The following is a 23,516-nucleotide window of genomic DNA, read 5'->3' as shown; positions in this document are numbered from 1 at the left end:
ACTTATCCTACCTGAGAGCGAAGACTCTGAGCTGTATTGTTACGAGTAAAAGCATTCCAAGTTCCTAATTCTTTGGGATCGCGACTACAAAGCATGGCTTTCATCTCTTGGGTGAGTCCTTGTGCTAGGGTAAAATCAGCGCCAGCAATACTCTTTAATTGCTCTAAATTTGCCCCGGTTAAGTCAGCCCCTCGTAAATCCGCTCCTTGTAATTCGACTCCAATCAATATAGTGTTTCGTAAATAAGCACCAGTCAGAAAGGCATTCTGAAGACTTGCCCCACTTAAGGCTGCTCCCTCTAAATTGGCCCCAGTTAAATCTGCTCCACTGAGATAAGCACCTCGCAGATTACAGCCGTGTAAATCTGCTCCTCTGAGGTAAGCTGTATTTAGAAAAGCTCCACTGAGATTGGCTTGGGGACCAATTGCTCCTGAATTTTTGTAATTAAAACCCTCTGACCAAAGAGTATGAGCATCATATTGAGCTAATTTTAATTTAGCCTCTTGTAGCTGGGCATCGACTAAATTACAGCCCCGTAACTCTGCACGAAAAAGATAGCTTTCTTGTAAATTCGCTCCACTCAAATTGGCATCTCTGAGATTTGCCCTTCGTAAATCAACCCCTTGGAGATTTGCCCCTTGCAGATTGGTTTGACTAAGGTTTGCCCCAATCAAGTTTGATCCACTGAAATCAATACCAGATAAATCCATCTGGCTGAGGTTGATTCCCGCGAGGTTGCTTTGAGCTAGACTTTTCCCTTGCTGAATAGTTGCCAAGATTTCAGTTGCAGAAATGGGTTCGGAGAGGAAAGATGAGTGTTGACGAGGTGACATTATGTTTTTCTGAAAATTTATTGATCGAGTTGCTCAAAATTGTCCTGTGTCATTTATCCTAGAATTTGAAGGATTCCAGACTGACGTTTGTTTATTTTTCTTAACCAAAATCAGCTCTGATTCCCAGTTCTGCTAAGCTCAGGTCAAAGCCTAAATCCCCGTTTTTTAATGAGATTTGTCTCAATCCCTCTGATTCCTCTCGCTAAGTTGACACAGAAATGCTGCTAACACCACCTATGACTATGATGGATTTCTTTCGCAAGAGTGAGGGCGTTTGGTTTACTCAGCGAACAGTCCATAATTTTGATACTGCTGCGGCTGATGAGTCGGGAGAATCCAATGTCATCGTTGAAGTTTTGTCAATAGATGATCCCAGACTTTTAGATGTTTGTCAACAGCAGAATGTCGATCCCGCTTTAGTTAGTGGGGGATGCAGTTTTATGTGGCAGGACAATTTAGATGATACAGTTCCGAACCAAAACTATGCTGCTATTCTTTTAGATGTGCCTAATCCTACTAATCCGAGAACGGGCAAGTTTCTGCGAAATCGAGGCTATGTTGAAGGTATTCCGGTCATCGGTATTTACCATTTTGCGGATGATGGGGTGTTGACTATTGAGACGGAATATGAGACTAATCAAGGACAGGAACGCTGTTGGTTTATTAACGATCATTTTCGGGTACGGGTGATGACTGTGCAGATGATAAATGGGGTTAAACAAATGGCATACTGTTCTGAGCGTCGTTGTGTTTCTCACTCTGCTTTAGAAGAGATGATTGAACACAATCGCTTGAGATTTTCTGGGGTGGGTGTGCTGTCACCTTAAAGCACAAATATCGAGTCTCTTGAAATCCCAGCTACAAACACAGTCAAAATATCCTGGTGATTGAAATTGCGGTAACATAAACAAAAAATATTCAGACGACTGCAATTGCAGCTACACACAAATTTCGACTCGACTACCCGGACTAATTATTAAACTATCAAAACTATGTCTGACAACGAAGAATTGAATCCATCTGATAATCAACAAACAGTTGGCAATTTACCAGAGACTAATGTTGAAGAATTGGCCGAAGTAATTGCTGAATTTGAGAAATATCGCGAACGTTTGGTTAATGAAACGATGACGGCGGCACAAAAGGCAAAATTACCTCAGAAGGCGGCGATGGCTAAAATTGAGCCGGAACTTGCTAAGATTGATGCTGGACTGGAGAGTCTTCGCGCTCAAATGGCGGCTTTAACTACTAATAATTAGGTGATAATTATGGTCAATTCTAATGCTCAAGCTGAGGCACATCCCATTATATTGGCTCACGCTGAAACAGATGCTTTTCTTCGGGAAGTTACTGAACAAATAGATTTAGATACTTTCGATGCTAATGATTCCAATCTGTTGAAGCGGTTGGTTGAATGTTTGGGAGATACGCGGGGGATGACTCGACTGCGTTTCGCGGAAACTTTGGCTGAAATTGGGGAAGCGGCGACTCCTTTTTTGTTGGATGGTTTAGCAAATCATGTTAATCCGGTTGTGCGGCGTGCTGCTGCTAAAACTCTGACTTTGATTGCTGATCCGACTGCGGTTCCTCATTTAATTCATGCTTTGTTGAATGATCAGGATACGGTAGTTAAGGGTTCATCAATTGGGGCGTTGGCGAGGATTGGGGAGCCGTCTGTGCAGGCTTTGTTGGATATTTTAGGGTCAACTGATTTGCCAGAGAGTACGATCGGTCATGCGGCTTGGGCGTTGGCTTTTATTGGGGCGGGGGCGAAGGAGTATTTGTATCAGGCGATCGCGTCTGATTCGCCTGTGGTGCGCGGTGCGGTGGTGGGTGCGATCGCCAAGGTTGCACAGGAAGAACCGAAGGATGAATTATTCGAGATTTTGGTTAAGTCTCTGACGGATGTTGATGTGGATGTGCGTTGTGAGGCGGCGGCGGCTTTAGGAAATCTGGCTTATAAACCTGCAATTCCTAATCTGATTGAGTTGCTGGATCGGAGTGATGGGGAAACTCGTAGGGCGGCGGCTTTGTCTTTGATGAAAGTGGGCGATCGGGCTGCGATCGAACCGCTACAAGCTGCATTAGCAAAGGAATCAGAAGCGGCGATTCAAGGTGTGATTAAGTTGGCAATTTCTCAAATTAAGTAACTAAAAGTATGACTGAATCTGGAACGGGGCGGATGTTGCTTTCTCATAATTTTGATATGCCAGAGGGTGTTTTTCCCACCTTAAGTAGGGAAGAATTTACTCGGGTATTTGCTGAGGGTTTAAGTCAATATCCTGAGATTAAGTGTCGTCAATTAAATCATGGTCATTGGATGGTAGAAGTTTTATTTTCTACTGATGCTTTTTCTCCGCCTCAAGTGGGAGAATTTTGTGCTCAAAGTTTGGTGGATAAGCGGATGAGTCAGGGGAAAGCCGATGATTCTTTTCCTGATATTTTGATTTTAGCGGGATTGAAGAAGACTCCTCCTTTGAGTAGCGATGCTGATGCGTTGCAGACGGGAGAATGGGGGGTTGATGTGGTGGAAACTCAGTCTGCTGAGAGTTTTTTGATGGCGATGGGGTGGGAGGAGAAAACGGGGGGGAAAAGTATTGAGGATGTTTTTAAGGTTGAAAGGAGAAAGGGGTAAAGGGTGAGTTAATGTGCCAGGATATCTTTTTGATTGATACTGTTTGTTATCCTTGAGACTCCGCCAATTTACAGGCTGCCCAATAAGCTGTAGCAAATTCAGTTTCCATTTGTAAAACATCAGCTTGATACTCCGCAGCGCTTGCCATTGCTGCTAGTGCTGCATAAATTTATGCTCGCTTCAGCTTGGCTAATTCTCGACTAATAGCCCATAATAAATTCATCACGACTTTTTACTTTTTCCTGGTTTACGGCTCGATAAGTCGCTTATAGCAAATTAACAAGAAAAAGGATTTTTTATTCAATTTTAGGAGGTGCAATCAAAGTTACTCCTAACTGAAACATGAATGTTATGTAGATATATATTAAGTGTTTTTTGGCGTTGCATAATAGCGGGGTGATTGTGATTTTATTGGTGGAATAAACCCATGAACCCGAAGGCGTGTATTTTCACAGCAGCCGGGACACCCTACAATAATCATCCTCAAATTGTGCAATGCCAATTTTTGGGATATGTGTTCCAAAAGTCTGTAAAACAAGAAGCATCCTGACTCTGAAATAGGGAATAAAGAATCCCATAATCACGCTTGCCCCTGATTCATTTCTACTGCCAATACATACATCAACCCTGGGGGGATGACAAAGAGGCTATTGAGATACACCGAATCAGGGTTGCAGCCCGCATACCTTGTTGATCAAAGCGGCGTTTATTTCGAGTTATATATACTGTAGTTGCGGTCTAACACTTCGATCGCCAAAACCCATATCACACTATCCATAGGACAATAAGGCTAGGAACTAACGGAGCGATCGCACGCTCATTGAAGGGCGATCGACCTACTGGTAATTTTGAAGTATTGGGTTTTGCGATCGCTGACCGTCGCAACTCCTTCAGTCAATCAAGGCTCGTTTACAAACCTCAAGTCCTTGACTTAAGCATTGTTCTCGCCACTTGCGAGATATGGGTGCAAACATTTCTACCAACTGGTCTTTTGTCCATTCATATTTCTGATGTGACTTACCCCACCAGTAAGCACGATTCTCCGCCCGCAATGCCTTCAAGACTTGAATCGTTGAGTAAGTGCCAAATTCTGCAGTTAGTAAATCATAGCGACACTGTGGTAGAAGAGCTTGGCACCAAGTTTTTAATCCACCGCGAATGGGATATGACACACCTTCTGTACTGTTCGGTTCTATTGTTTCTGCTCCAAATCGTTGAGCTAGTCTTGAACAAGATTCTGATGTTGCAGATGCGTCAAGCAAAAGCTTATAAGTTCCCGAACGTCCTAAACCTGTGTGGAAATCAATATGCACTACCTCTGAAGCATTACCAATCCATTGGGGCAAATTGCTAGCTAGAATCTCTTGAGTTTTGGATGCAGCATGACCGCCAAAAAAAAGCCCCTTTGGAAAATCGTATTGCCCTACAGGAAAAGTGTTTCTCAAACTCGTCATTCCATATCTCAATATCAGCCAGAGAGCTTGAATCATATAAGATTCAAATCGTGATGGAGGTGAAGTTGGATTGAGAAAAGAATTGAATTTAGGATAATCTTTGGGGCTGCCCTCAAAAACTTCTTCTGGCAACAAAAAGTTACGATTTAAATCTATGTTGTTTTCATTCCAACGTCGTCGCCATGCAAAACCATAAGGATTCAGAGCATGAATAAATACAACCTTAATATCAGGCGACAACGATGTGAGAAGTTGCTGCTTTTCTAACAAGGTAAGTTGGATTGCCGAGCCCATAAAGCCTTCTACTCCATGCAAGCCACTAGAAATGACTACACATCGTCGTGGGTTGGAAGAACCACCGATCGCCACATCAATAGTTAATTCTTCACCAGTTGGACTAACCCGATCGATTGGATAGGCTGTGTGCTGATAACCCAAAGATGAAGATGCTGCTCGAAATCGCTCTCGTGCAGTAATGTAGTTGGGTGAAAATGCTTCTGAATAGCTCATAAATCTTCATTACCCACCACTAACCTTACAATTATGCCTGAAAAGATAACTCACACCGCATAACTATTAATTATACTGTAGTTGCGGTCTAACACTTCGATCGCCCTTAACAAAGATCGGACTCTTGGCATAACAATAACGCTTTGCCGTTCGGTTAGTATTCCCTTTTATTCTAGCAAGTATAGAAATAAGAACAATTAAGAGTAAAGACTAAAAAAGATAGTGCATCAACCTAACTATTAATTTGGCTGTATAGTTATACCATTACCAGCTCCGCAATCTGTTCCTTGGACTTTCCAGAAAACATCATAGCCTTCCCGTCAGCCTCCACCATGAAGTGATGCCCATTGTCAGTAATAAAGTGCCAAGCGACTATTCTTTTGCCACCGTACTCATTCATTGTATCGCCTGCCGTAACGCGCTCAAGCTTATGGCCGGCTGCATCACACAAGGCTCGTATCAGTTTAATGTATTTCGGCTCGGCAGCACGGGCCTCGGCTCGCCGGGCCTCGCGATCGGAAATACTGAATGCTCGTCGAGTGACTTCCTGTTGGATTCGATCTTCTGGTACAACAATCAGGTCGGGGCGCGCTTTTAACCAGTTAGCATTTAATCGTTCGAGACTCTCCTCTTGTGCGATCGAATAAAAGTCCTCATTGATGCCATTTAGCCTGTCTCTCTCAGCATTTTCGCCGAATAACCCACTCGAAAAGAACGATGCTAACTTTGTCTTTCCTGCTGTAACCAGCGCCTCTCCTTTTGCAAAAAGATCGGTATGTTGTGTCGCGCCGATTTGCCCAAGGCCTTCTTTAACTAGCGCGATGACCGCAGGCTGCCACCTTGTGTTATAGACAAACTGAGCAAAACCACCATTATTCACCTGCCCGAGGTAATAATCAACGTAGTAACTGAGGAGTGCGTCGTGAGAAATTTCTGAGAGATTCAGAAGCTCTTCAAATAGTGCATTCACAAAGTCAATATTTGATTGGATCGTCGCGCGGATATCATCGCTATTCATGCTTTCCGCTGAGAGCACGACCGCATCTTTCGAGCCAAGTATGTCGTCACTCATTTTTCCGTCTCCCTCTTAGGCTAAAACTTTTTATGTGGCCCAACTATTAATTATATTGCAGTTGCAACATTGAACATAGCCTATCAAGCTCTTTTATGCTTTTTGAGGAACGACAATACTGAAAATCACATCAGCGTTCATCTGTGTTTATCTGCTGAAATCTGCGGTTTAAAAATCCCAATCTAATCGATTTACTTCGATCCGGTATATAGAAAACCCCCAAACCATTTTAAAAGTCAAGTTTGGGGGTTTTCTTCCTAAATGCAGTTTAAATCACAACTTACTCGGCTCGATCGCCGGAGCACGTAGAGACACAGTTTTATCCGCAGCAGCCTTAGCCACAAGCGACGGCACAGAATCGCGCAACTTTGCAGTCAACTGTACAGTAGTCGCATCGTAAACTTGAGTCAGCATCTTCGGATACAAACCAATGCCAATAATCGGCACTAACAGAGCCGCAATAATAAACACTTCTCGCGGTTCGGCATCCACCAATTCCTCGTGAGCCGACAATTCCTTATTCTCAGGCCCGTAGAAGATTTCACGCAGCATCGACAGCAGATAAATCGGAGTCAAAATCACCCCGACAGCAGCTAGAAATACCACACAAACCTTAAACACCGGATTGTAAGCATCGCTGGTTGCAAAACCTACAAACACCATTAATTCTGCTACAAAACCGCTCATTCCCGGCAAAGCCAAAGAAGCCATAGAACAAGCAGTCCACATCGCGAAAACCTTACGCATTTTCTGCCCGACACCGCCCATTTCGTCGAGCATGAGCGTGTGAGTGCGATCGTAAGTGCAACCCACCATAAAGAACAAACTCGCCCCGATTAAACCGTGAGAAACCATTTGCAGCATTGCACCGCTCATTCCCAAATCGGTAAACGAAGCTATCCCAATCAGCACAAACCCCATGTGCGAAATCGAAGAATAAGCAATTTTCCGCTTCAAATTTCGCTGAGCAAAGGAAGTTAAGGCCGCGTAAACAATGTTAACCACACCCAAAATTACTAAAATCGGTGCGAAGGTAGCGTGAGCATCCGGGAGCATTCCCGCATTCATCCGCAGCAAAGCGTAACCGCCCATTTTTAGCAGAATTCCTGCTAGCAACATGTGGGCGGGTGCGGTTGCTTCCCCGTGAGCATCAGGGAGCCAAGTGTGCAGTGGAAAAATCGGCAGTTTGACGCCGTAAGCTATCAAGAAACCTGTGTACAGGAGCAATTCTACATTGGGGGCGTAATCTTTAGCTGCGATCGCCCGCATATCGAAAGTCACCGTATCGCCGTAAAATGCCATCGTCAGCCCGCCCAGCAAAATAAACAGCGAACCGCCTGCGGTGTATAGAATAAACTTAGTTGCTGCGTAGAGGCGTTTTTTGCCGCCCCAGATTGACAAAATCAGGTAAATTGGGACTAATTCCAGTTCCCAAACTAGGAAAAACAGCAACATATCCTGTACGGCAAAAACTGCGATTTGGCCGCCGTACATTGTCAGCATCAAAAAGTAAAAAAGCTTCGGTTTAAATGTGACCGGCCAAGCCGCTAAAGTAGCCAGAGTAGTAATAAAACCAGTCAGCAAAATCAGCGGCATCGATAAACCGTCAGCACCCACAGACCAGTTCAAATCGAGTTGCTGCACCCAAGTATAGCTTTCTACCAGTTGCAAATCTGGATTGCTGAAGTCGTACTGAGTGTAAAAAGCGTAAACAAGTAGGGCAAAATCGATCAAACCCACAATTAGGGCATACCACCGCACCGTCTTGCCATCCTTATCGGGAATTAAAGGAATCAGCAAGGACGCAGCAATGGGAAACAGAATTGTTGTTGTTAACCAAGGAAAGTTAGCTGTATCCATTGCGTTTTAAAATGATCCATCAGTTATTAGGTTTAAACACATTTTGCCAATTTTGGCCTAAATTTTATACTTTCTTTAGACGGAACATTTTTTTTTGCTATTATTTGGACAAATTATGCGATCGCAACTGTTCATTTTAATGAAAGATTTATTTCTATTTGCTAATTGGCTAGGGTGAGTTATTGAGCTAATACCATTTCTTAAAATATCTCCTCGTGGGGATACGGCAATGCCCAAAGCGTGTAAAATTAACCCTAAAAACTTTTGTATCTTTCGTTGCTCGCCCAGTTCAGATCCCCCTAAATCCCCCTTAAGAAGGGGAGTAGGGGTTGACTTTGAGAGAATACTCTTGTTCCCCTCTTATCAAGGGGGGTTAGGGGGGATCTAGACTTCGAGACAAACAAGAGATACAGTCGGTTGGACATTAAGTTGACACTAAATGCCGTGTCCCTACCGATTTAACTGACTCCAGAAACGATCGCAAAACCCAGAACTGCGACAAACACAATCAAGGCATAAAATTGAGCGCGACCGCTCTCAAAGTATTTCAAACCTTCGCCGCTAACCAGGGTGATAAACCCTGTTAAGTTGACGACACCATCGACGACTCGCAAATCCACTTCCATGACTTGCCGCGCTAAACGGCGACTGCCTTTGACAAAGAGAAAATCGTTGATATCGTCGAGATACCACTTGTTCAGAGAGAACTCGTAAAGCGGTTTGATTTTTTGGGCGATCGCACTTGGGTCAATTTTACGGCTCAAATACATCAGAGAAGCCAAAGTAATGCCCAACAAAGCAATACCTACAGAGCTTCCGCCCATAATCAAAAATTCCGTCAAATTGAACTCAGCAGCGTGTTCCAAAACTTCTTCGAGAGACTCGCCCGGAGCGCGAACAAACTGCTCGAAATAATTGGCAAACGGCGTACCGAGAAAACCGATAAACACAGAAGGTACTGCCAGCAACACTAGCGGCAGAGCCATTGTCAGAGGAGATTCGTGAGGCAAATGGTCGTGATCATCGTGACTGTCGCCAGTTGATGCCAATTCCTTAACGTTCATCGCTCCGGGGCCGAAAACAACACCGGGTTGCAGGAGTTGCTGTTTGATGGCGCTGTCATTTCCCCGGAATTCGCCCTCAAAGGTGCTGAAATACATTCGGAACATATAAAACGCGGTCATCCCGGCCGTCAGCCAGCTAACAGCCCACAGAGCGGGATTTGCGGAGAAGGCGCTGGCGAGGATTTCGTCTTTTGACCAGAAACCTGCAAACGGCGGAATTCCGCAGATTGCTAAATTGCCGATCAAAAAGCAACTAGCGGTAATCGGCATATATTTCCGCAAGCCGCCCATGACTCGCATATCTTGAGCGAGTGCGGGGTTGTGGCCTACAACTGCTTCCATACCGTGAATCACTGAACCTGAACACAGGAACAGCATTGCTTTGAAGTAAGCGTGTGTCATCAAGTGGAAAAGTCCGGCACTGTAAGCGCCGACGCCCATTGCCATCACCATGTAGCCGAGTTGGGAGATGGTGGAGTAGGCGAGGCCTTTTTTGATGTCATTTTGGGTAATCGCGATCGAAGCACCCATAAATGCCGTAAAACAGCCGGTACAGGCGATCAAATTCATGACTGCCGGCAACCCTTCAAACACTGGGTACATCCGAGCGATCAGGAATACGCCTGCGGCTACCATTGTCGCGGCGTGGATTAAGGCCGAAATCGGTGTCGGGCCTTCCATTGCGTCTGGCAGCCAGACGTGGAGGGGGAATTGAGCGGATTTGGCTGCTGGCCCCAAAAATATGAGGACGCCGAAGATTGTCGCCAGAGTTGCGCTGAGAGCACCGGATTCGACTAAGGAGTGCAGGCGTTCGCCCATCACCTCAAATTCAAAGCTGCCGGTGGCCCAGTAAATGCCGAGGATGCCCAGCAGTAGGCCGAAGTCGCCGACGCGGTTGGTGACAAAAGCTTTTTGGCAAGCGTCAGCAGCGGGTTTGCGATCGTACCAAAATCCGACTAGCAGGTACGAGCACATACCTACCAGTTCCCAGAAAATGTAAATCTGAACGATGTTTGGACTGATTACGAGACCCAACATCGACGCGCTGAAGATGCTCAGGTAGGCGTAAAAGCGCACGTACCCGTCATCGTGAGCCATGTAGCCGTCGGTGTAAATCATCACCAAAAAGGCGACCGTAGTGACGATCGCCAGCATCACCGACGTTAGGGGGTCGATAATATAGCCCATATTCAGCGAGAAGTCGCCAGCAGAAGCCCACTGAATACTGCGGGTGTAGGGTGCGTGGCCCTGTAGTTGACTCCACAGCAATGCGAAGGAGAGTACCATTGACCCGCCGAGTGCGGAGACGATTAATATCGCATTCGCTTGTCGGAGCTTGTTGGTTGCCTGGTTAAAGGTGATTAAACCTAGACCTACTAGCATTGCGCCTGCCAGTGGCAGGACAGGAATCAGCCAAGCATATTGATAAAGCAGTTCCATGACTGATAGGTAGTTTAAAGTTTCTACTAGATATTGCCAAAACTGTAAACAATTGTGACACACGCCTGCGCCACTGGGCCAAAATACTTGATCCAATTCTTTAAGTATTGTTATAGCTGAGTGCCATTGCGAGCGAGACGATCGCACTACTTTTTTCATAGCAAGCGAGACGATCGCACTAAACGCCGCAAATTATTATTCCGGTGGAAACTAAAACTCCACGACAAATCTCACAGTCCTGTACCTTCAATACGGCGAGATTTATTTTGGTGTCAGATGGTTGATGGAAAAATGGGGAAAGCCTTCTGCTTCCGACATAAAGCCGAAGACCTTCTCAACAAGAGCCGAATGCCTTGGAACCCTTACCTGTTGGCTACTTCCTGAAGTTGCAGCCGTTGAGATGGGGAAGCTACGTGAGCCGCCAGCATCCAGGAATCCAGAGTCCGCCGCAGTTCCTCCCGCCCTTGGTACTCTTCAAATCTAAATCGAACTTTATCGCCCTCAAACAAAATCAGCGTGGGCAGACTTGTCAGCCGGTAAGTGTGGGCCAACTTGAAACATTGATCAGCATTCACCCCTACGAGCTTGACTTTTTCTGCCCACTGTGCCTCAAAAGTCTTAAGCGTGGGGTCGATCGCGCGGCACAAACCGCACCAAGGAGCCGAAAAGTGAACTAAAACGGGGGTAGAGGCTTGAAACACCTCTTGTGCAAAAGTGCGTTCGCTAACCGACAACACCATGAGCCCTCAAAATTTAATAATTTTTTTTCTATCCTAGGGATCATGCTACCAGTATATGTTCCTAGTGACACGCATCAAAAAAGGATGAATTTTCCACAGCAGACCCGTAAAAATGACTACACCTAGGTAGGAAGGGCGCAGAAACTCAAGCACATCAAGGGTTTGACGCTTTTGTAGGATTGCCAAAAATGGGATAATTGAGGTTCGAGATGTGAGGGTTTCAAATGATTCTCCAAAACGAGCATGAAGTCGCCTGTCGCCGTGCCAAACTCCGAACAGGTGGTGAAGTACCAAACCGATGGAAGTGACGAGGGTAAAGCTAGTGCCAATCCACAGGGTGTGGGCCACGCACCAAATCACCTGTCCCACCATTTGCGGGTGACGGGTGATGCGAATGATGCCAGTTTCGTAGAGGTGAACTTGGGGCTTTTGGACGGCGGCAATTTCTAGGAGGTTGAAAGTTGCTGGGTACAGAAACAGAAAAGAAATTGCCGAAAGTATCCAAACTGCAGGTTTAACTCCGGGTACTCCCTGTACTTGCCAAAGCTGTACGCCGTCGTAGCGGTGGTTGAAAAAGTAGACAATCAGAATGACGGCTAGCGGCAAACTGACAAGGGCAAACAAAACGCGGTAAAGTCTCGGCCCGATCAGCTTTTCACCTTTGGGCCGGAGGGCTGCTAAACCGCTGTGGGCGATCGCAAAAACCAGTAACAAGCCCAGAATAACTAAGTGGGAGTCAAGCGCCAAGTCGATCGTCATTGCAAATATTAAGAAAAGTTATTGATTCTCGGCCAATTTGTGTCACAAAGTATCTATGGGAGCATTCAGCGGTTATCAGTCAGTTAACTGTTCACTGTTCGCTGTTGACTGTTCGCTGTTCGCTGTTGACTGTTCGCTGTTGACTGTTCGCTGTTTGCTGTTCGCTGCCTACAGTCAACCGTCAACCGTCAACTGACAACTGACAACTGACAACTGACAATTTAGATATATGTCTGACCTTCCTTTCACTTTAGACCAGTTACGCATTCTCAAGGCGATCGCCTCTGAAGGAAGCTTCAAACGCGCTGCCGACAGCCTCTATGTATCCCAGCCCGCAGTTAGCTTGCAGGTGCAAAACTTAGAGAGACAGTTGGACGTGCCGCTGTTTGACCGGGGGGGGCGGCGGGCGCAACTGACCGAAGCCGGACACCTGCTGCTGAGTTACGGCGAGAAAATTTTATCGCTTTGCCAGGAAACTTGTCGAGCTCTGGAAGACTTGCAAAATCTGCAAGGCGGTACTTTGATCGTGGGCGCTTCTCAAACAACGGGGACCTATTTGCTGCCCCGGATGATCGGGATGTTTCGCCAAAAGTACCCGGATGTAGCGGTACAGCTTCACGTTCACTCGACCCGCCGCACGGCGTGGAGTGTGGCAAACGGGCAAATCGATTTGGCAATTGTTGGCGGAGAAATTCCTACCGAACTTGTAGAAGCTTTAGAAATTGTTCCTTACGCTGAGGACGAACTGGCTCTGATTCTTCCTCCGTCTCACCCGATGGTACAACAAGAAACTATCCAAAAAGAAGACCTTTACAAATTGCAGTTTATATCCCTCGATTCGCAGTCTACGATCCGCAAAGTAATCGATCAGGTACTGACTCGCTGTGGCATAGACACGCGCCGCTTGAAAATAGAGATGGAACTAAATTCGATCGAAGCCATTAAAAATGCCGTTCAGTCGGGGCTGGGAGCTGCTTTTGTCTCGGTTTCGGCGATCGAAAAAGAGTTGCTTATGGGCGTCTTGCACAAATCTCAAATGGACGAAGTTTTGGTAACTCGCATTTTGTCGCTGATTTACAACCCCAACCGCTACCGTTCTAAAGCAGCAGAGGCTTTCAGCAATGAAATTTTGCCGCAGTTTGCTACTTATTCGACCATTCTGGAGAAGAAAGAACCCCCGGCGCTCGATGTGGGATTCATAGAAATAGGAACCCCCAACTCGGCGGGAAGTTAATCTCTTAGGTCGCTGGCAGTTAGCAGTTCGCGGTTAGTTGAGAAATCGAAATCTGATTTAACAATCACTTTTTCTTCCCTCTTCCCTCTTCCTTCTTCCCTCTTCCCTCTTCCTTCTTCCCTCTTCTTAGCAAACAAAAATGGAAGTTTACTGCACCCGACCGGGCTGCCCGCGCCCTCAAAACTATTTTCCCGACCTCAATGACAGTGCGCTGCTGAAAACGGTGCAGCAAAAGTTTTGCACGGCTTGCGGGATGCCCCTGATTTTGAGGGGCCGCTATTTGCCCGTGAGGTTGTTGGGTCAAGGCGGTTTTGGGGCGGCGTTTTTAGCCAGAGACCGGGATACTCCGGCGATGCGGCAGTGCGTTGCTAAACTTTTGCAGCCGTCGGTAAGTCTGACTCCGCCCCAGCTAAAAATCGCTCAAACTCTGTTTGAACGGGAAGCGGCGGTGCTGGAAGAACTGGGAAACGAACATTCCCAAATTCCGAGTTTGCTGGCTTTTTTTGAGCTGACTGTTACGAGTTTGCAGCCGGGAAAAAACGATCAGTTTTTCTATCTGGTTCAAGAATTTATTGACGGTCAAAATTTGGAGGATGAACTAGCTGTTAAAGGCAAGTTTTCGGAGGCGGAAACGGTGGAGGTGCTGCGGGAAATTTTGAAGGTTCTCGATTTTGTGCACTCTCGCGGTTCGATTCACCGGGATATTAAACCTGCTAATATTATGCGAGGTAAAAACGGTCGGCTTTATTTATTAGATTTTGGGGCTGTTAAACAAGTAACACAAAGTGTTGGGAGTCCAAAAGCTTCGACGGGCATTTATTCTTTGGGTTACGCTCCGCCAGAACAGATGAGCGGGCAAGAAGTTTATCCGGCAACGGATTTGTATGCTTTGGCTGTGACTTGTATTACTTTGCTGAGTGGTTTGCAGCCGACGGAGCTTTTTGATAGTTACAGAAACGAGTGGAATTGGCAGTCGCGGGTGCAGGTAAGTTCGCGTTTGGCTCACGTTCTCGATCGAATGTTATTATCAGCTCCCAGCCAGCGTTTTCAATCTGCGAGGGAGGTGGAAGCGGCTCTGATGTCTCGGCCTCAACAGCCTAACAGCGTCGTGCAGCCGCCGACCCTACGCACTCCGACTCCCCTACCGACTCAGCAGCTACCACCGACTCAGCAGCCTCCTCTACCTGTTCCTGCAACACCTCCAGGAGGGCTACAACCTTCGCAGAGAGCGACTTTTTCGATTTGGGAGGTTTTGTCGGGGGCGGCGTTTACGGGTTTTGAGGGGGGGCTGCTGGCGATCGCCCTGACGAGTTTGTTGCCCTCTCCTAGCTTGAGTATCGGATTGTTGGGGATGATTGTGGCGGGTTTGATTTACGGCCAGTACCGCAGGGCGATCGAACAAACTGAGATGTTGATTATTGGTGCAGGTACTGTGGCTTTGCTGTGGTTTTTCCCGGTTTTACAGACGGCGGCTGTTGCGATTTATCCGAATTCTCCGCTCACTGGCGTGTTATTTGTGGGATGGTTGGGTGCTTTGGGTGCGATCGCTGGCACAGCTATTTTTCGCTTGATTTATAAGTTAATATCTCATATTTTTTAAGCTAACTAAATCGATGCAAAATCAGAAGTTGATTAACCCGAATTGGCTCATTTCTTGGGGCCCAGAAGGCCGATCGCACCCTGGAACTTGGGAAACTTCCGGTTTTGCCATAATCGGAGCTGAACCCACCTTCAGCCCCAATCAGCGATTTGTGCTCGTAGGTGACTGCTGCTTCGATCGCACTCCAATGCTCAAACAACAGATTGATACCGAGGGATTGACCGATTTGGCGATCGTCGGGCGGCTATGGGAACAGTCAGGCCCTCAAACTTTGAGCTTACTGGAAGGACAATTTGCCCTTGCCGTGTGGGATCGAGACGAGCAAACCTTGTGTCTGGGGCGCGATCGCGTGGGAGCAAAAACCCTGTATTACACCCGTACAGGAACGACTCGCTGGATTGCGCCTCGACTGCGATCGCTCAATCCGTATCACGATCGACAACTTGATTTAGTTGCTTTGCGCGACTATTTGTGCTGTGCGTTTGTACCCGGAGCACAAACGCTGTGGGAAGCGGTGCGAGAGTTGCGACCCGGTAGCTACCTGTACTTGCCGGATATTGAGGCGCAGAGATACTGGCAGCCACAGGAGCAAATTACTAACGCCGATCGCCCTTTGGAATGGCACAGTCAACAAGTGCGATCGCTTTTGGAACAACTGGTGCAGTCAGCGCTACCAGCGGGAGAACCAGTCGCAGCATATCTTTCGGGTGGTATTGATTCAAGTTGCGTTGCGGCGATCGCCACAAGGCTGCACGATCGTCCGGTACACACTTTTTCGATGCACTTTGGCGCTCAATATCCCAGCGAGATTGAATTTGCCAACATCGTCGCAGCACATTGTGGCACTGAGCACCATATTTTGGAAGTTTCGCCAAAGCAAATTTGGGAGTTGCTACCGGAAACACTGGCGGCAATGGATGATCCGGTGGGGGAAGGCTTGACGGTTCCCAATTTGCTGTTGGGGCGATCGGCAAAGCAATTCGCAGACGTGGTACTCAATGGCGAAGGTGGCGATCCGTGCTTTGGCGGGCCGAAAAATAAGCCGATGTTACTCAACAGTTTGTATGGTTCAATTCAGGGTAAACCAGATCCGATCGCAGCTTACTTGACTTCGTTTCAGAAATGCTATGTGGATTTACCGCGCTTGCTGAAACCGGAGGTTTGGAATCAGGTAAAAGATGCGCCTTCGGTGTTTGCACAGGAATTGCAACAGACAGAAACGACTTTTTTGAATCGGCTGATGCGGCTCAACATTGAGTTTAAAGGAGCCGATTACATTTTGACCAAGGTGAATAATCTCACGGCTGCGGCGGGACTAAAAGCTCGATCGCCCCTATTCGATGCGCGGATGGTGGCACTGAGTTTGCAAATCCCTCCAGAATATAAGCTTTCGGGCGCGCAGGAAAAAGCGGTTCTCAAGGCTGCTGTGGCGGATTTGCTGCCCGATGTCATTGTCAACCGTCCGAAAAGCGGGATGGTGATGTCGATGCAGCAGTGGTTTTTGAGGGATTGGCAGCGGCAAGCGCGATCGTTGTTGCTGAATCGTCATGCGGCGATCGCACCTTACCTCGATCGAACACTAATCCGCGAGTGGCTAAACTATCGTGGCGAAGTTTTTCCCCGCTATGGGCTGAAGTTGTGGCTGCTGGTGACGCTGGAAATTTGGTTACAAGTTAATCGCCGTTAGTTACCCCCAATTAGGGTACGGGGCCGTGCCTTTCGTCGTGTCAACTTCAGCAGTTGACGCCCTAATTTGTCGATCGACAGTGGCATTTTCCCGATGCGGTTTTTGCTCTTGTTTATACAACGGATTTGACATCTTTTAGGCTGCCAGCTTTTTAATCATCAGCCTAATAATATGAATTCCGGTGGTATTGGAATTATTAAACCGCAGAGGGCGCAGAGGATACAGAGAAACGGAAGAGACAGATTAATCATTCCGATGCCAACGGATTTGATAGAAAACAAAGATTCACCTTGGTCGTCGAATTAGCCAGAGTTCTCTCAAAATTATTAACGAGGATTTTCCACTTTTCTATCCTAGAATTTCATATCATGTCCGATCGATTAATCATAATATCCCGGTCGGGCGAGTTTTTGAGATTGTCAATTATTGGCAGGTATTATTGGTGAACTCGCACCTAAAAAAATCGCGGTTACTCGACCGGACATGATATCAGTTGTGAATTTATTATTTAAGCAGCCGCAATTTTAACCACCCGCAATTTCAAGCACTATTTTACCAGTTACTGAGCCTGTTTCTAACAGTTCGTGAGCGGCTTGCGCTTCTTCGAGAGGGAAAGTTTTGCTGACGTGAATTTTTAGCAAGTTGCGATCGCACAAACGAGCACACTTCTGCAAAATATGAGCCTGCTGTTCCTGTTCCTCCACCAAACCTTCTAGCATCGGTGTCAACATTAATTCCAGACTAATTCGCAGATTCCGCATTCTCGCTGTTTTCAAATTGCCCAAAGCCGGATCGGGTTCCAAAATTGTTACCAAATCTCCATAAATCTTCACAGCCGGAATAGTTTGGTAAAAAGTTTCTCCCCCGACTGTATCGAAAGCCAAATCAACTCCTTGTCCTTGAGTCCAAGTCAAAACCTCATCGACAACATTGGTGTTTTTGTATAAAATAACTGAATCTGCACCTAGGTGCTTGACAAAATTGGCTTTTTCCTCAGAACTAACAGTCGTGCAAACCTCTGCCCCCTGCAACTTCGCCAACTGTACTGCGACGTGGCCGACACCGCCGGCACCAGCTTGAACCAGGACTTTTTGACCGGCTTGCAAGCGTCCTCGATCGTACAGCGATTCCCAAGCTGTAATTAAAACTAACGGTGCCGCCGCCGCCTCGGCAAAACTTAAAGCAGCAGGCTTGAGGGCGAGAAAGCGTTCGTCTACTACGGCAAACTCAGCATAAGTACCGATCGACCCCCCCAAACCGCCATTGCAGAAAAAAACCTCGTCTCCCACTTGGAAACTTTGTACACCAGCACCGACAGCCTCTACGACTCCAGCACCGTCGCACCCCAAAACGTGAGGAGTTTTATCGGGGTAAAAAGTGCCGCGCGATCGCAACTTAGTATCGATCGGATTGATACCCGCCGCTCGCAACCGTACCAAAACTTCAGTTTCTGTTTGTATAGTAGGAGCGGGGATATCTTGCAGTTTCAATACGGACGGGCTTCCGGGGGTTTGAAAAATGATCGCTTTCATCATGAGTGTTACACTAGATCAGATAATCCCTAGACTTTATTGTATATTGCTTAGCAAAGCAACAAAAAACTTTTGGTTTATTCCAAAATTTATGATTGTTGTTGAAAGGCCTTAAATAGATCGTCAGCATCAGTTTTATAAACAGTTTGATGACTTATCATTTCTGCCCAAGAATCTCTAAGATCATGGTAAATATTTATGAGGACACACTTTTTCACTTCGGAATATAAAGTTGGTGGCACTAGAATTATCAGACAGTTATTTGCCATCTTAAAACCTACAGACGGCTCTCAATCATTCCCTACTAAAATTAGGAATCAAGTTCTCAAACAAGTTGTTCACGGTTGGGAGAATTGCCAAAAGTCAAGAATAGCTTATGATCGACGAGATACACCTCGATTTTCATTCCTCCCCAGTCTCCCCCAATACAAACATAAAATCTCTACACGTAACTTGTTCACTTATGATAACCAATCCATAGAAAAAAAAGGGATAAACCCCAATAAGGGACTACTTCATTTATCTCAAAGTGACCTAATAATTTCTACAAAATTCCAAGATGTCATAAAGGTAAGGGAAGTTCCTATAACAGCGCTATACTTTTTTGAGGTGGCTAGTCAAAAGCCTGTAACGTTGGTAGATTTAAATTACCATCTCACAGCAGGTATAGATTTAGGGATTGATCACCTCGTGGCTTTGGCATCTAATAAGCCAACATTTACTCCAACTATTTATGATAAAAAACATCTCAAATCAATTAATCAAGGTTTCAATCCGCGCCAAGCATTTTTACTGTCAAAGCTTGACCAGGTTAAATCTACCACGCGCCCAATCCAGAAAGTCACTTTTAATCGAAACAAGCGATTAGAAAACTACCTTTATCAAACCAGCAGTTTGATTGTCAAGCGGTTGGGAGATGACAAGTTAATCCAGTTAATTATTGGCACCAATGTGAGGGACAAACAAAATATAAAATTAGAAAAAAAACCTCACAGTTTTCGATTAATTACTCATACCCAGCTCATAAAATTTATTACTTGCCAAACACAGTTAGTCGGTATCAAGGTAATAGTTACACAAGCATATTATACAAATAAGTGCAGATTTGGGGATTTAGAGCCTGTCGGTAAGCAAGAGTCTTACCAGGGTAAAAGCGGTAAACGCGGGTGGTTTCCGTCTTTCAATGAAAGTCGGATTAATGCTGATGTAAATGCAGCGTTAAATATGATTAGAAAAGTAAACGTAAACTCACCCCCTTAGAGGAGTGCCACAACCCTAGAGATGTGTTTGCAGTTTCACCTGTACGGGTTGCTCCTGTACAAAAAGAACCACAAAAAGTTGGTAATGTTAAGTATTGCCCGGTTTTTGTGAACTGTTAACTCTCTTGTCGCCTTCACGGCGATCTGACATTGTATTCGTTACCCATCCGTGACGATACTTAGTTATTTTTAAATAGATTGGCTTCAGATAACTACAATAATTGTCGAGCGGTGCTAATCGATGTTCGAGCTAGATTTATTTTTTTACTTTGAGATTCTTGCATATCTTCTGGGATTATCGGCGACTTTAGCCTTGGTGTCTGCGATTTATCTCAAGTGCCACCGAAGGCCTTCCAGTCTACCGCTAGCCCAAGAGCAACGGCCGTTGGCAGACTTAAAGCCCGACGATTTATCTGCGGGATTGAAAATGCGGAAAACCTTTTTGATTTTCCCCAACTCAAATCAGTGGCCGGCAACTGACAGCTTCTTGGGTAAAGTTTTAGGTAAGGGCCGCTCTGTATTCTTCGCCAAGCAACAGCGCCTAAGTGTGAATTCTTCGCCTGTTTTGGAGCCTGGAACTAGCAAAACCCTAAGTCTGAGCATTTCGGGTTCGATGGGAGACAATCCCGATCGCCCGAATGCTGAGAATCCTCCCAAAGTTAATGGTTTCGCGCAATTAGAGGAAGATTTGCTGGGCGAAATCCTAGCAGGTACTGATTCGCCGGGGGGGGCAGAATTCTTTGATGCCTTAGTTTTCCACTTAGCCTCAGCACTTGGAGTTCGCACCGCCGTCGCTGCCAAATCGATTAAGTCGAAGGCACGCACCGATGCTGCTGCTGATAGATTGCAACTTATCAGTTTTTGGAGCGACGGACAGCAGCAGCCAAACTTTGACTACGACACCGCCAATACTCCCGAAGCGCGGGTGCTGGAGGGGGGAATGTATTCCTGTCCCGACAACCTCTGGGAAACCTTTCCTGAAGACTGCAGACCGGTAGTTACAGGTGCGCGCAGTTTCCTGGGAGTCTTGCTGAAAAACTCTTACAGCGAACCTTTAGGCATTATTTGTATTTTCCACGATCGACCTCTGGTGGAAGCACATCTTGCCAAATTCCGATTAATTCTCAGCATCTTTGCCGGACGGGCCGCCGCCGAATTAGAGCGGCAGCGCCTAGAAGCCGCACTGTCCACTGTAGAAGCGAAATACTGCGCCCTGGTAGAACAAATGCCTGCTGTCACCTACATCTCTCCCCTCAACCGCAAAGCTGCCAAACTTTACATCAGCCCGCAAATCGAGACTTTTCTAGGTTATTCTGTAGCTGAATGGAGAGCCGATCCCGACCTGTGGCTGAAACTCGTTCACCCAGAAGACCGTGACCGCGTGTTAGTTGAAAACGCTACACAGAAATTCACCGATGGAGAAGATATCTTCTGCGAGGGGTCGCTGGTTTCAGAATACCGCGCGATCGCCCGCAACGGCCGAGTCGTCTGGTTCCGCGATCAAGCGACCGCAGTTCGCGATGAAGCAAGCAAGTCTGTCATTCTTCAGGGGGCCATGTTTGACATCACAGAGACTAAAGTAGCTGCCAGCGCGCTGCTAGAAAGCGAATACCGCTATTACACCTTGGCAAAAATACTGCCGGTCGGGATTTTCCGCGCCGACGCTGCTGGAGATTGCTTGTACGTCAATGAGCGATTTTTGGAGATGGCGGGACTGACTGCGCCAAAGGCACTAGGTGAAGGTTGGGCGCAAAGTTTGCATCCCGAAGACCGCGAGCGTGTTTTGAGCCAGTGGTATCGCGCTGTCACAGACAAGTTGCCCTGTAAGTTAGAGTACCGCTTTTGCAACGGTGACTTCACAACCTGGGTATTTTGGCAAGCAGTGCCAGAAATGACGAAAAGCGGGGAAGTTCTAGGCTATCTCGGCACGTTGACCGATATCACCGATCGCAAGCAGGCAGAATTCGCGCTGCAACAGGCGGAAGAGAAATACCGCAGTATCTTTGAAAATGCGATCGAAGGCATTTTCCAGATAACGCCTGACGGGCGCTACCTCAGCGCTAACCCAGCTTTGGCGAGAATTTACGGCTACTCCTCGGCTGCCGAATTGATCGCGAACATACGCAACATCGACCGCCAACTTTACCTCGATCCCAACCGCCGCGTCGAGTTTTTGCGTGCGATCGAAAAACACGGTTTTGTGTCTGAGTTCGAGTCCCAAGTTTACCGCGCTGACGGCACTACTATCTGGGTTTCCGAGAACGGCCGGGCAGTTCGCGACCCTGACGGAAATTTACTTTACTACGAAGGCACTGTCGAAGATATTACCCTCCGCAAAATAGCAGAAGAGAAGTTAGTACACGATGCTTTGCACGATATGCTAACCGGTTTGCCCAACCGATCTTTATTTATGGATCGCTTGGGGCACGCCATCAATCTTTCAAAACGCCGCCCCGAGATTTTGTTTGCGGTGCTGTTTATCGATCTCGATCGCTTTAAGGTTGTTAACGACAGTTTGGGGCATTTAGTGGGCGATCGGTTGCTGATTGCGATCGCGCAGCGCCTGGGAATCTGTTTGCGCGCTGGAGATACCGTTGCCCGTCTCGGCGGCGACGAATTCGCTATTTTGCTGGAAAATATCAAAAGCACCGAGGATGCGATCCAGATTGCCGAACGAGTGCAAGCGGAACTGGCAGAGCCTTTTTACCTTAACGAATATCAAGTTTTTACCAGTGCTAGCATTGGGATTGTTTGTTCTGGTGTTCCTCCGTATCCAACGGAAACCAGCAAACTGTCGAGTCCCGAAAATCTGGGAAATATCGATCGGGAAACTTCTTTGTCTTGCTTATCTTCCGACTCTCCTGTTCCCAATGTCCCGTTGTCCGTATTGTACGATCGGCCTGAAGAACTGCTCCGAGATGCAGATGCTGCCATGTATCATGCTAAGGGATTGGGCAAAGCTCGCCACGAAGTTTTTGACTTAAGTATGCACACTCGCGCCGTCGCCCTTTTGCAACTGGAAAACGACCTGAGACGCGCTTTAGACTCCCAGGAATTTCAGCTTTACTATCAGCCCATCGTCTCTCTAGTTACCGGTAAAATCAGCGGTTTTGAAGCGCTGATCCGGTGGTATCACCCGCAGCGGGGTGTCGTATCTCCCGGCGAGTTTATTTTAGTAGCAGAAGAAACTAGATTAATTATACCTATGGGCTGGTGGATGATGCGATCGGCTTGTCATCAGATCCACGAGTGGCACCAAAAATTCCCAGCAAATCCGCCGTTGACTGTCAGCGTCAACCTTTCTAACCAACAATTTAAACAACCGGATTTAATCGATCGCATTCGTGAAATTTTACAAGAAACTCAGCTTGACCCCCGCACTTTAAAGGTAGAAATTACTGAAGGCGTCATCATGGAGAATGCCGAATCAGCAGTCGCTATCCTCGCGGAATTGAAAAATTTAGAAATTCAATTATATATTGACGATTTCGGCACTGGCTATTCTTCTTTGAGCCGCCTGCACACTTTTCCAACTGATGCTTTAAAAATTGATAGAGCTTTTGTCAGCCGCATGACTGAAGATGAAGGCAACGAAGCGATTGTACAGACTATTTTAATTTTAGCCAGTCATTTAGGTATGGATGTAATTGCTGAAGGAATCGAAACCAGCGAACAGCTTAATTTACTCAGAGCTCTGCAATGCGAATACGGACAAGGATACTTTTTCTCAAAGCCGATAGACAGCATCGCAGCCACACTTTTAATAGAAAGTCAACCTAAATGGTAATTTGACTGTTGACTGTTGACTGTTTGCTGTTTCTAGGAATAAAAACAGAG

The 23,516-nt window shown here is 46.5% G+C and carries 17 protein-coding genes; 9 read left to right on the top strand and 8 right to left on the bottom strand.

What is annotated here, in order from left to right:
- Positions 1-2: 2 nt before the first annotated feature.
- Entirely contained in the window at positions 3-833 is an 831-nt protein-coding gene (locus QUB37_RS04725) for a pentapeptide repeat-containing protein (RefSeq protein ID WP_333159575.1), read from the bottom strand.
- A gap of 218 nt (positions 834-1,051) precedes the next feature.
- Here QUB37_RS04725 and QUB37_RS04720 point away from each other — a divergent pair, with 218 nt between their 5' ends.
- The 4 genes from QUB37_RS04720 (at position 1,052) to QUB37_RS04705 (ending at position 3,468) form a co-directional block, all read left to right on the top strand.
- Complete coding sequence (locus QUB37_RS04720) at positions 1,052-1,660, top strand: phycobiliprotein lyase (RefSeq protein WP_333159573.1); 609 nt, start codon at positions 1,052-1,054, stop codon at positions 1,658-1,660.
- Positions 1,661-1,825: 165 nt separating this feature from the next.
- Positions 1,826-2,092 carry a hypothetical protein gene (locus QUB37_RS04715; RefSeq protein ID WP_333159572.1) on the top strand — a complete coding sequence of 89 codons (267 nt, stop codon included), beginning with the start codon at positions 1,826-1,828 and terminating at the stop codon, positions 2,090-2,092.
- A 9-nt stretch (positions 2,093-2,101) separates the two neighbouring features.
- The gene (locus QUB37_RS04710; protein ID WP_333159570.1) at positions 2,102-2,983 is read left to right on the top strand and encodes a HEAT repeat domain-containing protein; all 882 of its coding nucleotides are present in this window, start codon (positions 2,102-2,104) and stop codon (positions 2,981-2,983) included.
- Between the two features lie 8 nt (positions 2,984-2,991).
- Complete coding sequence (locus QUB37_RS04705; RefSeq protein WP_333159568.1) at positions 2,992-3,468, top strand: DUF2656 domain-containing protein; 477 nt, start codon at positions 2,992-2,994, stop codon at positions 3,466-3,468.
- Positions 3,469-4,358: 890 nt separating this feature from the next.
- Here the strand turns inward: QUB37_RS04705 and QUB37_RS04700 are convergent.
- The 6 genes from QUB37_RS04700 to QUB37_RS04675 form a co-directional block, all read right to left on the bottom strand.
- Positions 4,359-5,432, bottom strand: coding sequence for a M14 family metallopeptidase (locus QUB37_RS04700; protein ID WP_333159565.1), 1,074 nt, complete (start codon positions 5,430-5,432; stop codon positions 4,359-4,361).
- Positions 5,433-5,688: 256 nt separating this feature from the next.
- Entirely contained in the window at positions 5,689-6,504 is an 816-nt protein-coding gene (locus tag QUB37_RS04695) for a DMP19 family protein (protein WP_333159563.1), read from the bottom strand.
- 273 nt (positions 6,505-6,777) lie between these two features.
- Positions 6,778-8,364, bottom strand: a complete 1,587-nt coding sequence (gene ndhD1, locus QUB37_RS04690; RefSeq protein ID WP_445300002.1) for a photosynthetic/respiratory NAD(P)H-quinone oxidoreductase subunit D1 — start codon at positions 8,362-8,364, stop codon at positions 6,778-6,780.
- 458 nt (positions 8,365-8,822) lie between these two features.
- A complete protein-coding gene (locus tag QUB37_RS04685; RefSeq protein ID WP_333159625.1) occupies positions 8,823-10,868 on the bottom strand; it encodes an NAD(P)H-quinone oxidoreductase subunit 5 in 2,046 nt (681 codons plus the stop codon).
- Between the two features lie 362 nt (positions 10,869-11,230).
- Positions 11,231-11,608 (bottom strand): thioredoxin family protein, encoded by a 378-nt coding sequence (locus QUB37_RS04680; protein WP_333159561.1) that lies wholly within the window; start codon positions 11,606-11,608, stop codon positions 11,231-11,233.
- A 45-nt stretch (positions 11,609-11,653) separates the two neighbouring features.
- The gene (locus tag QUB37_RS04675) at positions 11,654-12,367 is read right to left on the bottom strand and encodes an NnrU family protein (protein WP_333159559.1); all 714 of its coding nucleotides are present in this window, start codon (positions 12,365-12,367) and stop codon (positions 11,654-11,656) included.
- A 229-nt stretch (positions 12,368-12,596) separates the two neighbouring features.
- On the opposite strand from QUB37_RS04675, the gene QUB37_RS04670 reads away from it, so the two are divergent.
- From QUB37_RS04670 to QUB37_RS04660, 3 genes are all read left to right on the top strand, one after another.
- Positions 12,597-13,601, top strand: coding sequence for a LysR family transcriptional regulator (locus QUB37_RS04670; protein ID WP_333128272.1), 1,005 nt, complete (start codon positions 12,597-12,599; stop codon positions 13,599-13,601).
- A 139-nt stretch (positions 13,602-13,740) separates the two neighbouring features.
- Entirely contained in the window at positions 13,741-15,201 is a 1,461-nt protein-coding gene (locus QUB37_RS04665; RefSeq protein WP_333159557.1) for a serine/threonine-protein kinase, read from the top strand.
- Positions 15,202-15,214: 13 nt separating this feature from the next.
- Positions 15,215-16,888, top strand: coding sequence for an asparagine synthase-related protein (locus QUB37_RS04660; protein ID WP_333159555.1), 1,674 nt, complete (start codon positions 15,215-15,217; stop codon positions 16,886-16,888).
- Positions 16,889-17,412: 524 nt separating this feature from the next.
- Here QUB37_RS04660 and QUB37_RS04655 read toward each other — a convergent pair.
- Positions 17,413-18,420, bottom strand: coding sequence for a zinc-dependent alcohol dehydrogenase family protein (locus QUB37_RS04655; RefSeq protein ID WP_333159623.1), 1,008 nt, complete (start codon positions 18,418-18,420; stop codon positions 17,413-17,415).
- Positions 18,421-18,618: 198 nt separating this feature from the next.
- Here QUB37_RS04655 and QUB37_RS04650 point away from each other — a divergent pair, with 198 nt between their 5' ends.
- On the top strand, positions 18,619-19,680 hold the full coding sequence (locus tag QUB37_RS04650; RefSeq protein ID WP_333159553.1) for a transposase: 1,062 nt from the start codon (positions 18,619-18,621) through the stop codon (positions 19,678-19,680).
- 240 nt (positions 19,681-19,920) lie between these two features.
- Positions 19,921-23,466 (top strand): EAL domain-containing protein, encoded by a 3,546-nt coding sequence (locus QUB37_RS04645; protein WP_333159551.1) that lies wholly within the window; start codon positions 19,921-19,923, stop codon positions 23,464-23,466.
- The last annotated feature ends 50 nt before the right edge of the window (positions 23,467-23,516 follow it).

It is taken from the genome of Microcoleus sp. AT3-A2 (assembly GCF_036705685.1).
Lineage (GTDB): Bacteria > Cyanobacteriota > Cyanobacteriia > Cyanobacteriales > Microcoleaceae > Microcoleus.
This window is presented reverse-complemented; position numbering and strand designations above follow the sequence as displayed.